At 73.3% G+C, this 12,684-nt stretch carries 16 protein-coding genes; 8 read left to right on the top strand and 8 right to left on the bottom strand.

The window, feature by feature from the left end; all coding sequences use genetic code 11:
• The first annotated feature begins 170 nt into the window (after window positions 1–170).
• From ACFYXE_RS07100 to ACFYXE_RS07090, 3 genes are all read left to right on the top strand, one after another.
• Window positions 171–815, top strand: a complete 645-nt coding sequence (locus ACFYXE_RS07100) for a GNAT family N-acetyltransferase (RefSeq protein WP_389309784.1) — start codon at window positions 171–173, stop codon at window positions 813–815.
• Window positions 812–1,672, top strand: a complete 861-nt coding sequence (locus ACFYXE_RS07095; RefSeq protein WP_389309781.1) for a PaaX family transcriptional regulator C-terminal domain-containing protein — start codon at window positions 812–814, stop codon at window positions 1,670–1,672. The genes ACFYXE_RS07100 and ACFYXE_RS07095 overlap by 4 nt, the downstream gene beginning before the upstream one ends.
• Before the next feature lie 92 nt (window positions 1,673–1,764).
• Window positions 1,765–2,862, top strand: a complete 1,098-nt coding sequence (locus ACFYXE_RS07090) for a hypothetical protein (protein ID WP_389309778.1) — start codon at window positions 1,765–1,767, stop codon at window positions 2,860–2,862.
• A gap of 67 nt (window positions 2,863–2,929) precedes the next feature.
• On the opposite strand, the gene ACFYXE_RS07085 is transcribed toward ACFYXE_RS07090, so the two are convergent.
• From ACFYXE_RS07085 to ACFYXE_RS07065, 5 genes are all read right to left on the bottom strand, one after another.
• Window positions 2,930–3,379, bottom strand: coding sequence for a spore-associated protein (locus ACFYXE_RS07085; RefSeq protein WP_389309775.1), 450 nt, complete (start codon window positions 3,377–3,379; stop codon window positions 2,930–2,932).
• Between the two features lie 183 nt (window positions 3,380–3,562).
• The gene (locus tag ACFYXE_RS07080; RefSeq protein WP_389309772.1) at window positions 3,563–4,141 is read right to left on the bottom strand and encodes a DUF6245 family protein; all 579 of its coding nucleotides are present in this window, start codon (window positions 4,139–4,141) and stop codon (window positions 3,563–3,565) included.
• Between the two features lie 167 nt (window positions 4,142–4,308).
• Complete coding sequence (locus ACFYXE_RS07075) at window positions 4,309–4,602, bottom strand: hypothetical protein (RefSeq protein ID WP_361167042.1); 294 nt, start codon at window positions 4,600–4,602, stop codon at window positions 4,309–4,311.
• 244 nt (window positions 4,603–4,846) lie between these two features.
• A complete protein-coding gene (locus ACFYXE_RS07070; RefSeq protein ID WP_389309770.1) occupies window positions 4,847–5,641 on the bottom strand; it encodes a VOC family protein in 795 nt (264 codons plus the stop codon).
• A 167-nt stretch (window positions 5,642–5,808) separates the two neighbouring features.
• Window positions 5,809–6,561 carry a haloacid dehalogenase type II gene (locus ACFYXE_RS07065; RefSeq protein ID WP_389309767.1) on the bottom strand — a complete coding sequence of 251 codons (753 nt, stop codon included), beginning with the start codon at window positions 6,559–6,561 and terminating at the stop codon, window positions 5,809–5,811.
• 225 nt (window positions 6,562–6,786) lie between these two features.
• On the opposite strand from ACFYXE_RS07065, the gene ACFYXE_RS07060 reads away from it, so the two are divergent.
• Window positions 6,787–7,899 (top strand): hypothetical protein, encoded by a 1,113-nt coding sequence (locus ACFYXE_RS07060; RefSeq protein ID WP_389309764.1) that lies wholly within the window; start codon window positions 6,787–6,789, stop codon window positions 7,897–7,899.
• An 84-nt stretch (window positions 7,900–7,983) separates the two neighbouring features.
• On the opposite strand, the gene ACFYXE_RS07055 is transcribed toward ACFYXE_RS07060, so the two are convergent.
• Window positions 7,984–8,745 (bottom strand): isocitrate lyase/phosphoenolpyruvate mutase family protein, encoded by a 762-nt coding sequence (locus ACFYXE_RS07055; RefSeq protein ID WP_389309762.1) that lies wholly within the window; start codon window positions 8,743–8,745, stop codon window positions 7,984–7,986.
• Between the two features lie 172 nt (window positions 8,746–8,917).
• Between ACFYXE_RS07055 and ACFYXE_RS07050 the strand changes: the two genes are divergently transcribed.
• From ACFYXE_RS07050 to ACFYXE_RS07040, 3 genes are all read left to right on the top strand, one after another.
• The gene (locus tag ACFYXE_RS07050; RefSeq protein WP_361167027.1) at window positions 8,918–9,145 is read left to right on the top strand and encodes a hypothetical protein; all 228 of its coding nucleotides are present in this window, start codon (window positions 8,918–8,920) and stop codon (window positions 9,143–9,145) included.
• A gap of 156 nt (window positions 9,146–9,301) precedes the next feature.
• Window positions 9,302–9,736 carry a GNAT family N-acetyltransferase gene (locus tag ACFYXE_RS07045; RefSeq protein WP_389309760.1) on the top strand — a complete coding sequence of 145 codons (435 nt, stop codon included), beginning with the start codon at window positions 9,302–9,304 and terminating at the stop codon, window positions 9,734–9,736.
• Window positions 9,737–9,746: 10 nt separating this feature from the next.
• On the top strand, window positions 9,747–10,046 hold the full coding sequence (locus ACFYXE_RS07040; protein WP_361167021.1) for a YciI family protein: 300 nt from the start codon (window positions 9,747–9,749) through the stop codon (window positions 10,044–10,046).
• 28 nt (window positions 10,047–10,074) lie between these two features.
• On the opposite strand, the gene ACFYXE_RS07035 is transcribed toward ACFYXE_RS07040, so the two are convergent.
• Window positions 10,075–11,175 carry a YCF48-related protein gene (locus ACFYXE_RS07035; protein ID WP_389309756.1) on the bottom strand — a complete coding sequence of 367 codons (1,101 nt, stop codon included), beginning with the start codon at window positions 11,173–11,175 and terminating at the stop codon, window positions 10,075–10,077.
• Between the two features lie 222 nt (window positions 11,176–11,397).
• Here ACFYXE_RS07035 and ACFYXE_RS07030 point away from each other — a divergent pair, with 222 nt between their 5' ends.
• Window positions 11,398–11,814 carry an SsgA family sporulation/cell division regulator gene (locus ACFYXE_RS07030; RefSeq protein WP_361167015.1) on the top strand — a complete coding sequence of 139 codons (417 nt, stop codon included), beginning with the start codon at window positions 11,398–11,400 and terminating at the stop codon, window positions 11,812–11,814.
• Window positions 11,815–11,922: 108 nt separating this feature from the next.
• On the opposite strand, the gene ACFYXE_RS07025 is transcribed toward ACFYXE_RS07030, so the two are convergent.
• Window positions 11,923–12,609: a GPP34 family phosphoprotein gene (locus ACFYXE_RS07025; protein ID WP_389309753.1), complete on the bottom strand. Its 687-nt coding sequence runs from the start codon at window positions 12,607–12,609 to the stop codon at window positions 11,923–11,925.
• Window positions 12,610–12,684 lie beyond the last annotated feature (75 nt).

Genomic DNA, 12,684 nt, shown 5'->3' with positions numbered 1-12,684 from the left:
GGTCGGGTGCGGTCGATGCGGTCGGTCGGTGAGCTCGGTCGGCTCTCTCGGCTCGATGGGCTCGGTCGGCTTCGGATGCATGAATCTATCAGTTCCTCAACGATCGTTTTGGATCTGATAGTTTTGAGGGGTGATTTCAGGGCGGATGCCAGGGTGAAGGGGAGCGCGGCATGGAGCGGGACGTGACACAGCGCGGAGGCGGACCGGTGACCGTGCGGCGGGGGATTCCGGCCGGCGCCGAGCGGCGGGCGGCCGAGCTGTACTGGGACGCCTTCGGCCGCAAACTCGGTCCCGCCCTGGACCCACCGGACAAGGCGGTGCCCTTCATCGCCGCGCATCTGAACGCCGACCGCGCGGTCTGCGCACTCCTCGACGGACGGCTCGTCGGCCTCGCCGGCCACCAGTACGGCGGGCGGTCCCTGACCGGAGGGTCGGCCCGCGCCGTGCTGCGCGCGTACGGACACTTGGGAGGACTGCGCCGCGTCCTGCTCCTCGCCCTGTTCCACCGCCGCCCGGCCCCCGGGCAGCTCGTCATGGACGGCATCGCCGTGGACCGGGACCTGCGCGGCCGGGGCGTGGGGAGCCTGCTCATCGAGGAGACAGCCGCGGTCGCCGCGGACCTGGGCTGCCGGCAGATCAGACTGGACGTGATCGACACCAACCCGCGCGCCCGCACCCTGTACGAACGGCGCGGCTTCACGGCCGTACGGACCCAGCACACGCCCTGCCTGCGCGGACTGCTGGGATTCGGCGCAGTGACCACCATGCACCGCTCCGTCGCGGAGAAGGCACCGGAAGGGCTGTCCACACCATGACCGACCACGTCGAGATCCCCACCCGCATGCTCGTCCACGCACTGATCCGCGAGGACGGCACGGTCGGCGCGGACGAGCTGTACACCGTCGCCGGCACCCTGGGCATGAGCGACCAGCAGGTACGGCTGTGCATCAAACGCCTGGTGGCCGAGGGCCGCTTCACGCACGAGGGCCGCGGCCGCAAGGCACGGCTGTACGCGACCGCGGACACCACGCGCGGCCTCGCCCCCAACGCGGACTTCCTGCGGCACGCGTTCCGGCAGGACGCCGGGCTCGCACCCTGGGACGGCGTCTGGCACCTGGCCGCCTTCGCGGTACCCGAATCGGCGCGCACGGCGCGCGACACCCTGCGCGAGACGCTCGTCCACCTCGGCGGCGCCCCGCTCCAGGGCGGGTTGTACGTGTGCGCCAACCCCTGGGAGCCGTACGTCGAGGAAGCGGCCCACCGGCTGGGCACCCTCGACGCCCTCACCCTGCTCACCACGGAGGACCTGCGCAGCGGCGGCATCGACGAGCCCGCCGAACTCGCCCGGCGCCTCTGGCCGTTGCGGGAGATCGCCGACCGCTACCACCGCCTCGGCCGGATCGCCCGGCCCCGCCTGGCCCGGCTCACCGGCCCCGACACGCTCCCCCCGGCCGCGCTTCTCACCATCGCCGTCGAGCTGGCCGCCGAACTCGGCCGCGCCATGGAGCCCGACCCGCTCCTGCCTCCCGAGCTCCTCCCCCGGCCCTGGCCCGGCACGCAGGCCCGGGAGATCGTCGCCCGGTGCTGGGCGGCCCTGCGCGAACTCGACCGGGAGGACGCCCACCCGGTCCTCTTCCGCCGCTACGCCGACATCGCGCGCGAGACGGCGTGACACGGCCGGGAAATGGCTTGCCGAGGGCTGCCGTCGGCCGTGGCCAGATCCCAGGATGGGGGTCCAGAACATTCGGGGGAACGGGGGTTTCCATGGAGGCAGCAGAGCTTGCGGCCGTGGCGGTGGGCCTGGTGGCCGCGACCGTCACGGGGGCGGCGACGGGCGCGGGGGAGAGCGTGGGTGCCGCGGTGACCGAGGCGGTCCGGGCCCGGCTCGGGGCCTCGGAGCGGGGGCGCGCGGCCCTCGACCGGCTCGACGCCGACCCGGCCGCGCCGGCGGCCCGGGAGGAGGCCCAGGGAGTCCTGGCCGAGGAGATCGAGGCGGATCCGGAGTGGCGGCGCCGGCTCGTCGTCCAGGTGTCGGCGCCCTCGTCGCGGACGTCCGACAGCATCGTGATCACGGGCAGCCGGGTGTCGCGCAGCCACATCGCACTCGGTCCCCTGACCATCAACAACACTCCGGGTACCCGGGTCTTTCTCGCCGCGGCGCTGGTGCTGGTCCTCGCGCTGGTCTCGCTCGGCACGTACGGCGCCGTGCAGGTCTTCACGTCCGACGACTCCCCCGGCACCGCCTCGCCCCGGGCGTCCCGCAGCACCGGCACCTCGGGGTCGGCGAACGACCGGGCCGCACCCCAGGACGTGACCTCGGCCGAGCCGAGCACGGGGGCGGAGGACGACGGCGGCGGCTCCCCGGAGGTGGACAGCGGGGCGTGGATCGCCGCGCAGCGGGAGGCCACGGAGGTGCTTCCCACCGAGGACGAGATGCCGCGACGGCTGGCCGTGCGGCTGTCCCCGAAACTGACGGCGTCCGCGGAAGGCTGTGACTTCGGCGTGGTGACGTACACCTATGACGACACGTACGAAGATGTGGCGAGTTTCCTGGCGGCACCGTGCGTGACCCAGGAAGGCGCCGAGGACGAGTACGACGAGCGGGTCAGCAAGCTGGAGCTCAACAGCAGGACGGCACTCAAGAAAGCGACCATGCCGGCGCTCGGTGACGAGCGCGCCGGCTACGTGAGCGGGGTGCCGGGGGCCGGCACGCAGTCCTCCCACATGATCGTCCGCACGGGGAGGTTCGTTCTCACCTTCACGTACGGACCGGTCCCCCTCAAGTCCGCGTTCCCCCGTGACCTCGAGACGATGATGCGCACGTTCGTGAAGAAGGCGCAGGAGAGGCCGGCGACCCTCTGATCCGGCCGCTCGAGAACGGGCTCGTCGTTGCGTGCAACGACGAGCCCGTTCCTGTCTGCTCGGATCCTCAGCGGATGGAGGTGACCCGCTTCTCCTTCAGCGCGGCGCAGTTGGAGCCGTAGACCGAGACGTAGACGTTCTTGATGCTGCCGCCCCAGTCCACGCAGTGACCCTTGCCGTAGACGGTGGCCGGGCCCGCGTAGGACGTGTAGTTGCCGTAGTCGGAAGCGCCCTGGTCCGTGTCGTTGACGTAGATCCACGTCGACGTTTCCACGGCCCGTCCGGGGCTGCTGCGGATGGTGGCCACACAGTTGCGGCCGTTGGAGGCGTTGTACGTCAGGTAGATGGTGCCCAGCGAGCCCACCGGAGCGGAGTTGACGGTCTTGTAGCTGCTGCCGCAGACCTTCTGCGGGGTGGTGTTCGGCGCCGCGGATGCCGGCGACGTCAGGACCACCGTGGAGCCGGCCGCCAGGGCGGTCACCGCGGCCACGGACAGCGTTGCACGCGTAAGTCTCATTTCTCCCCCTTGCGTGACTTCAAGCGTTTCTTCCTGCTAGGTGTGACACGCCCGATGGAGGAACGGTTGTCCTGTGTTCTGCGGTGTGGCCGAGAGTCGACGCAATGTCTGAAAACCGCCCCTCGGAGTGCGCTCGGTGGCGTGCCGAGCGCATCCGGACGGCGCCGATCGCGGCGGCCGTTCTCACGGGGCCGGTGTGCCGCCCGGGGACGCCGGGGTGGTGGCCGCCGCGAGCGCGTCCAGGGCCTCCACCGCTGCGACGAGGTCCGCGCGCACGCTCCGCAGCTCGGCCGGGACGTCTGCCGCACGCGGGTCGTCGGGGCCGGTCACCGACATGCAGGACAGCAGGTGCAGCAGGGCGTTGGAGGCGTGGGCCCCCGCTGTGCCGAGCGGGCTGGGCTCCTCCTCGCCCGTGTTCTTGAGGAAGTTCCAGACGTGACCGGTCTGCCAGTGCAGCAGGCCCATCGCACCGGTCCAGTCGGCTCCCGACGCCTTGAACACCTGCTCGCGGGCCAGCGCCATCTCCTCGGGGCCCGCGCCCGCCTCGAGCATGTTCCCCTCGGTCACCATCCCGGTGCCGATCGAGGCGCCGTACAGGGCGTTGGCGAGGACGGCGGCGAGGACGTGCTCACCGCCGACGGCGTGGGCCTGCTGCGCCAACTCCTCGGGGGCCGGTGGTTGGGCGTAGATGCCGAGGGCGGTCATGGCGGCGGCTATCTCGGCCGGGCCGGGCGCGGGACGGGACTGCTTCTGGGCTGGCATGACCAGGACCGTACCGGGTGACCCGGCCCACGGGGCCCGGGGGGAGCCGCAGGCCCCGGGAGGGGGAGCTGCGGGCCGGGATGCCACCGCACCGGGCCGCGTTCGGCGACGCTCGGTTCCTCCGCGTGTGAACGGGCGGCGGCGAAGGCGGACCTGCCCGTGCCGCGTCATTCCATGTGGTCCACACGCTGCAGCCCGACGGTCAAGTGGTCGAGCACGGCCTCGGGGTTCAGGTCGTAGGCCTTGGCCGCCACGCCCACGCTCAGTTCCGCCGTGTGCGTCATCGCCCACAGCAACGCGCCGCGGGCCCTTCCGTCATCGCCGAGCTGCCTCCTCAAACGGTGGACGGCCTGCGCGAGTTGGGCCTCCGAGGCAGGAACGTAGCCGTCCTGCAGAGCGCCGCGCAGCAGCGTCATGGCTTCCAGCGCGGCCGACGGTCGGTACTGACTCTCCAGAGGCATGCGCGTTCCTTCCTGCACCAGCGGACTGTCCGGGGGCACCGCCCAGAAGCTGCGGCGACTGCTGTGCCCCTGCTGTTCTGCTCCGCTGCCCTCGTCCCTCGCGTACACGCGTGGTGCCACCCGTGCGGTGGATGCCGAGCGGGGCCGATACGAACGCGGGTGCGGCATTCGTTCACGGGCCGGGGCGGGCGCGCAGCATCCGCCCCGGCGCACGGCGACCACCGCCCGCGGGCGGCCCGGCCCGCTACATCCGGGGGTCCGGCTTGAGCAGTGCGAAGACCGCACCGGCCGGGTCGGAGACCCAGGCGATACGCCCGACGGCAGGCACGTCCGAGGCCGGCATCGTCACCGCGCCGCCGCTGCCCTCGACCACCGCGACGGTGGCGTCCACGTCCGGCACATGGAAGTACGGCACCCAGTGCGGCCCCGTCGACGACCCCCCGCCCGTGCTCCCGCCCTGCGCCGCCGCCCCGCCGAAGGTGCCCTCCTCCTGGTCGCCCTCGCCGACGCTCAGCACCCGGTAGCTCATCCCCGGCACCTGCATCTCGGCGTACCGCCAGCCGAACACCCCGGCGTAGAAGCCGATCGCGGCGACCGGATCGGGTACGTGGAGTTCCACCCACACCAGGGAGTTGTCCTCGGAGGCCACTTCCAGGCCCCCGGTCCTGCCGGGCTGCCAGGAGGCGAACTGCGCGCCCTGCGGGTCGGTGAACTGGGCGAGCCGGCCCTCGCCCATGACGTCCATCGGCTCCATCCGCACGGTCCCGCCCCCGGCCCGCACCGCGTCGGCGGTGGCCTGCATGTCGGGGCTCTGGAAGTGCACCATCCACGCGGAGCGCGCGCCCTCCTCGGTGAGCGGGCCGAGCGCGGCGACCGTCCTGCCGCCGAGCCGGAAGAAGCCGTACCCGCCGGCCTCGGCTCCGGCGGACACGAACTCCCAGCCGAAGACGCTCTCGTAGAAGGCGGCGGCCACGGCGGTGTCCGGGCTGCCGAGGTCGAGCCAGTTGGGTGATCCGGTGCGGAAGTCGGTGCCGAGCATGCGGTCCTCCGGTGGTACGGCGGCAGGGTTCGCGACCACCCTGCCCGCCGCCCCCGCGCACGGCGACGCACGGCCGCCCGGGCTCCGGCGGATTCATCCGTTCGGTGCCGCAATGGCCGCAGTGCCAGCCCTGGGGGGCCTCTGCTCTCCGTCCGGGAGCGCCGGTCTCACCTGTTGGGTGCGGCCTCAGGGGGTGCCGCTGCGGCAGTCGTCGGCAGGGTGTCCAAGGCGTGCACGTGGTCGAGTTGGTCGGCCAGGTCTGCCAGGTCGTCGGCGTACAGGTCGAACCGGTCCGATGGGGCGGGCGGGCCGCCGACGGGACGGGCCACGTACGCGGTGCGCAGGCCGAGGCGCTGTGCCGCGCGCAGGTCCCAGGCGTGGGCGGCCACCATGAGGAGCCTCTCCGGCGGGCTTCCGGAGACCGTGACGGCCAGCTGGTAGACCGCCGGGTCCGGCTTGTAGGTCCGGGCGTCCTCGGCGGACAGGGCCTGGTGCCAGCGCAGTCCGGCGTGGGCGTTGAGGCCCAGCAGCGCTGTCCGGCTCGCGTTCGAGAGTCCGATGAGCGGGAACCGTTCGGCGAGACGGGCGAGCCCGGCCACGGTGTCGGGCCACGGCGGGAGCCTCCGGCCCGCCAGGGCCAGCGCCGTCACGGAGGCGGGGTCGTCGGCTCCGGCGGCCCGGGCGACGAGCCGGGCGGCTTCCAGGGCGAGGGCGTCACCGCCGACGTAGGGCCGGGCGCCGTCGACGATGCGGCGTTGCTCGCGCTCGATGTGCCGCTGCCACAGGGACAGCAGCCTCTCGATCCGGGCAGGGTCGAGCGAGGCGTCGAGTTCAAGGATGCCGGCGCGGATACCGGCGGGTTCGTCGACGAGCGTGCCGAGCACGTCGAACACGACGGCGTCGATCTCTGCTTCCGGCATGAAGGAGCTCTCCTGGACGAAGCGGGGCGCGCGGGGCGTGGCTGTTGTCCGAACGCGACGGGGAGCGGCCGGATTCCCGAACTGTGCGGCCGGAGCGGCGCGAACGGCCTGTGCAGCCTGTGTGTGGGGACCGCGCGGGTCGGCCGTATAGCGGCCGATCCCGGCTGCGCACGCCCCTGTGAGAGGAGCGGCCGGTTGTCAGTGCCTCTTCCTATGCTGACCCCCATGAAGATCACCACGGGGATACTCGCCGAGGCTTGGCGGCGGACGGCTGCCGAGCACGCCTTGTTGGACGGGGTCCGGCTGCCACCGGTGGCGTTCTCGCAGGACGGGCTGGAGGACTGCGCCGAGGAGGCGGAGGACGACGACCTGTGCCTGCTGCTGGACGAGGACGGCACCGTACGCGGCCACCACGGTCCCTACCGGGAGGTCTTCGCCACCCGCGACCTCGACCAAGTGCTGTACCTGATCGCCGAGTCCGCGGTGTGCCGGGGCTGCGGCGGCGTACGGGAGGCGGCCGAGGCGCTGGAACGGATCGATCCGGCGTGGGGCAGGCGGTTCCGCGACGGCGGCCTGGACGAGGCGGGGGCGGTACAGGCGGCGACGGTGGGGACGGAGGCGGTGCGGACTGAGTCGGTGCGGACGGAGGCGGTCCCGGCGGGAACGGTCGAGGCGGAGGATGTCCGGGCCCGCCGGTGCGACCCGCTGGAGGGCCTCGCCTGGATAGCCGGGTCCTGGCGCGACCAGGACCCGTACACGGTGCTTTCCTTCTTCCGCGCGGGGGCCGGGCAGACGGTCGACCCCGAACGGCTCGCCCTGCTGTACGGGGCCGATCCCGCACAGGTCGCGGCCGGCACGCGGCTGAGGGATCTGGAGTCCCTGGACGGCGGCCGGACCCACTGGGACCGGCAGTGGGAGAGCTGCTGTTACGGGCAGGCGGGCGGGTGGACGTTCCTGCTGCACCACGACACGCCGCCGGGTGCCTTCGCCGACAAGGAGGCGTACGCGGCGCTCGGCATCGAGGAGAGCGTGTGGCTGTCCGCCACCTCCGCGAAGGCCATCTACACCTTCGACTACCTGCGGGGCGGTCGTCGCGTCGACGACGACTGGGGCATGCTGGAACTGATTTGGTACGAGCGCGGCCGAGCTCCCTATCTGCGGGGCGGCGAGCTGGACTTCCTCAACCGTGCCCTGCGCCGTGCCGAGCTGGACCACCCCGAGGTGACCAACACCTTCGAGCTGTACTTCCACGCCCTGGAGACGTCCCTCGGTCTGCGCCTGCCGCGCCGGGACTTCGCCGAGGGGGACGTGCGGGCCGCGTACTGGGCCGAGACATAGGCCTGGTCCGACGAGTGATCACGTGCGGCCGCCCGTGCGGCGGAGGCGGCGGGAGGGTGTGCCTCCCGCCGCGCCGTCAGCTGCTCAGGGCGCCCACGGGCCGAGCATGCCCTTCATGGCGTCGGTCATCGCGAACTGGAGCAGCGGGCCGTAGGTGATCCGGCCGACGCCCAGCCGCCGGAAGCGCTCGAGGTCGTGCTTGACGGGATGGGCCGTGGAGTTCACGGGCACGGCGACGGCGCCGGTGACCGCCGTCAGGAGGTCGTCGTCGTCCTGGATGCCCACCGGGTAGACGCTGTCGGCGCCGGCCCGCTCCAGGGCCCGCAGTCGCTCGACCGCCTCGTCCAGGACGTCGGAGGGCTTCTCCGCGTGCAGGAAGAGGTCGGTGCGTCCGTTCACCCACAGGGGGATGCCCGCGTCGTCGGCCGCCGCGCGCAGGCCGCCGATGAACTCCGCGTGCTCCTGCGTGCCGCGCACCCGGCCGCCCTCGGAGTGGACGGTGTCCTCGATGTTGAGGCCGACACCGCCCGCCTCGGTGAGCCCGGCGACGAGGTCCGCGGGCTGCTGCCCGTACCCGGCCTCCAGGTCGACGGAGACGGGGACGTCGACCGCGGCGATGATCGTCCGGACGGCGGTGAGCACCTCCTCGAAGGTCTGTCCCTCGTGGTCGTCCGCCCCTCGTGAGTCGGCGAGCGGATGGCTGCCGATCGTCAGGGCGGGGAACCCGGCGTCGGCCGCGGTCCGCGCGGACCAGGCGTCCCAGACGGTGGGGAGCACGAGCGGCTTGTGTTCGGCGTGCAGTTCGTTGAGACGCTGGGCACGCGCGACAGTGGTACGAAAGTCCATGCCGAGGACGCTACCCCCGGATCACCCCGAACACCGGCTTCCGGGAAGAACCCTCTCCTCCCGTTCAACTGCTGTCGACCGCCGGTGCGTACGGCGCCGCATGAGGGGCAGACGAAGGGTGAGGCAGCTGCCGTGTTGAGCAGTTGTACCGACCCTGCGCGGAGGTGCGGCGATGAAGCATGCCCTGATCCTGGCGTCGTTCCCCGCGGGGTCGCCCCGTGGCTCCTGGCCGGCCGAGGAGTTCGCGGCGCGCGTGCGCGCCCAGGGGCAGGGGGCCGAGGTCGTCATGGACCTCGCCGCCGACGCCTTCCTGGTCGTCGACCCCGCTCCCCCCGAGCTCGTCGACGTGAGCGCGTCCGGCACGGCTCCCGTCCAGGAGCAGTACACCGCCGCCTCGTAACCGGCTCTCGTCCCGCAGGGGATCGCGGTGGTGCGGGTCGCGGTCGGCCGCCCGGCCCCGCGCGCCGACCGCGGCATGCGCCCGTGGACGCCGACCGCGGCAAGCGCCCGTGGACCCGGTCGTCGTCCGCGAACACCCGGCGGCGATACTTCGATCATGGACTGGGCACTGCGTTCCGCGACGACCGCGGACATCGAGGAGATCGCCGACCTGCGGGCGACGGTGATGCGCCCTGATCTGGAGCGGCTCGGCCGGTTCGACCCGCACCGGGTGCGCCAGCGCTTGCGGGACTCCTTCTCCGCGCACACCTCGGTGATCGAGACGGCCGGCGTCCTCACCGGATGCGTCACGCTGCGGCCCGCCGAGGACGGCTGGTGGCTGGAGCACTTCTACCTGGCCCCGCGGGCCCAGGGGCGGGGCCTCGGCTCTGCCGTGCTCGGCGCCCTGCTGGCGCGGACCGACGCCGAGGGCGTCCCCGTTCGCCTGGACGTCCTGCAGGGCAGCGCCGCGCGACGGCTGTACGAGCGCCACGGATTCACCGTGGAGTCCGAGGACCAGGTCGACGTCTTCATGGTGCGCGCACCCGGGTAGCCTCGCGATCATGTTCATTCTCGAATTGACCTACACCGCGCCGCTCTCCGCCGTGGACGAGCAGCTCGAGGCCCACGTCGCCTGGCTCGACCAGCAGTACGAGGCCGGTGTCTTCATCGCGTCGGGCCGCAAGAACCCGCGCGACGGCGGCGTGATCATCGCCGTCGCGGACGACCGCGCGCGCGTGGCCGAGATCGTCGCGGCCGACCCCTTCACGGTGGCGGGGGTGTGCGAGTACCGCGTCACCGAGTTCTACGCGACGAAGACGGCCCCGGACCTCGCCGCGTACCGCGAGCAGCTGCCCGCCTGACGCCCCCGTCCGGGCACACCCGCCCCCGCTAGCGGCGCGCCAGCCGGGCGATCCGCCCCTTCTCGCCCGCCGCCCAGCAGCCGCCGTCCGGCGTGCAGTCCACGGTGTCGTACGAGCCCGTGTCGACCGTCCGCCAACTGCGGCCGCCGTCCGTGCTGACGTCGGTGCCCGTCGGGCCGACCGCCAGGGCCGTGGTGCGGCTGTGCGGGAGCCAGGTCACGCCGGAGCGGTAGGCGGGCGGCGGGCGCCCCGCGGGGTCCCAGCGGCGGCCGCCGTCCCGGGTGACCGCGGCCGCCCGCGGCGAGGGCTGGTCGGCGCGGTAGTCGCCGCCGACCGCGAGGCCGTGCGTGCGGTCGCGGAAGGCGAGGCCGAAGACGCCCTGGGCCGGGTCGCCCGCCGGGATCGGCGCGTCGGTGGCCCGCCAGGTGAGTCCGCGGTCGGCGGAGTGCAGGACACGGGCGCGCGACGCCCCGCCGGTGGCCAGCCAGACGTCCCGGGGCCCCGAGCTCACCAGGCACTGGCCGCTCGCGGCGAAGCCCGCCTCGCCCTCCTGGGCGGCGGGCATGCCGGTGTCGGGCAGGACCTTCCAGGAGCGGCCGCCGTCGGCGGTGGAGAGGATGCGGAACCTGCCGTCGACCGGGTCGCTCATCGCCAGGCCGTGGCGGCGGTCGAAGAAGGTCATGCAGTCGTAGAACGCCTTAGCGTCGGTGTTGCGGAAGGACTCCTTCCAGGTCGCGCCGCCGTCGTCGGTGCGCAGCACCCGGGAGGCCTCGCCCTCACCGATGGCGAGCACGACGGCGCGACGGCCGTCGAAGGCCTCGATGTCGCGGAACTCCAGATCGGCCGCCCCCGGTGGGGAGACTTCGCGCCAGGTCCTGCCGCCGTCGGAGGTACGCAGCACGGTGCCCTTGGTACCGGCCACCCAGGCCGTGCCACGGCTGACGGCGGCGAGCCCGCGGAAGCGGGCGTCGGTGCCGCTCTCCCGCAGCTGCCAGCGCGGACCCGGATCCGGGTGGCGCGCGGGACCGTCCGCCAGCGCGGTGCCGGGCGCCGCGAGCAGGGTCCCGGCGAGCGCCGCCCCGCACAGTCCCGCCCACACCGGGCGCCTCATCGACTTCGTCTTCCCCATGCCCCTCATGGCGGGCGAAGCTAGCCGACGCGCGGGGCCTCGTCCAGATGGCCGGAAGGCCTCCCCCAGGGGGTGGGCACCGGGAACCGCGGGCGCCGCCACGGTGTCGCGGTGACAGAGGTCACTCGGTCTCACCCCCTCTCCGTGTGCACGGATCTCGCCGTTCCGTCGTCTAGTCAAGTGCCGAACCAAGTCGTCCAGCAGTCAGTGAGGGAGCAGGCGTTGTCCACTGTCATCGAGCAAGCCGTTGAGGCCCGCCTCGTCGCCGCCGCACCGCGGATGCCGACCATCCCCGCCCGGCTCCACTACGACCGGCGCGACCCGTTCGCCGTGCGGATGAGCTTCCCCGCGCCCGCGACCCTGGAGGGCATCGAGGTCTACTGGACCTTCGCCCGCGAGCTCCTCACCGACGGCGTCGAGCACGCGGCGGGCGACGGGGACGTGCGGGTGCGTCCGTACGGCTTCGACCGCACCGTCGTGGAGTTCCACGCGCCCGAGGGCACCGCGATCGTCCACATCCGCACCGGGGAGCTGCGCAGTTTCCTGCACCGCACCACGACGCTGGTGCCGGTCGGCCAGGAGTCCCGCCACGTCGACCTGGACGAGGACCTCGCCGAGCTGATGCGCGACGCCTGCTGAGCCCCACCCTGTGCCGATGGTCCCAGAGCGGCAGGGCTGTGCTCCCTCCTGATTCGGCTTCTTTCCGGACGTCCGACCCGGCCTGCTCCCCGGGCGACGCCCCCGCGCTCAGCCGCCGCCCCCTCCCCCGGACGAGCGCGCCGCCTCGGCCGCCGCGACCGCCGATGCCAGCGCCTTGCGCAGGCCGTGCAGCAGCACCCGCAGCTCCGGCGAGGCGCCCCCGCCGCGGTCGGTCAGCGCCTCCAGCCGGTCCTTGTACCGCCTGCGGTCCGCCCCGGTGGCGAACGGCCGCACCTTGCCGGTGGCCGCGCACACGACGAGCACCGCGTCGCTCTCCGTGACCTCCTGGACCGGCGCCGGACCGCGCAGCACGGCGAGCGCCTCCGCCCGCAGGATCTCCGCGTAGCCTTCGCGCTCCAGCTCCCAGTGGCGCGCGGGAAAGAGGCCGAGGACCCGCCTGCGCCCCTGCGTGAGGTAGCCGTGGGCGGTCAGCTGGTCACGTACCGCGGCGAGGGTGCCGCGGGAGCGGTGGGTCATCCAGCCGCGCCACTTGCGGGGCCTGGACTGCTCGACGAGCTCGGCCAGGGCGTCCAGTGCCGTGTCCCCGGTGCGCGCGCCGACGACCGGGGTGACGATGCCGTCCGACTCGGCCAGGACGCCGCGCAGGGCGAGTTCGGCGAGCGCGGCGGCGCGTACCGCGAGGTGCAGGTCGGGGCCGCCGGTGAACCTCTTCTTGTCGGGATGCCAGGCGAGCAGGTAGAGCCTCGCGGGCAGGGACAGCGTTCCGTGGTGCACGGCGCCTCCTCGGATTCGTCGTCGTGCGGTGTCGCGGGGGCTCGCGGGGGCCTCGCGATAAAACATTGACACGCC

Source organism: Streptomyces sp. NPDC002564, from assembly GCF_042889645.1.
Lineage (GTDB): Bacteria > Actinomycetota > Actinomycetes > Streptomycetales > Streptomycetaceae > Streptomyces.
The sequence above is the reverse complement of the archived record's forward strand: the minus strand, read 5'-3'. Positions and strand labels throughout refer to the sequence as shown.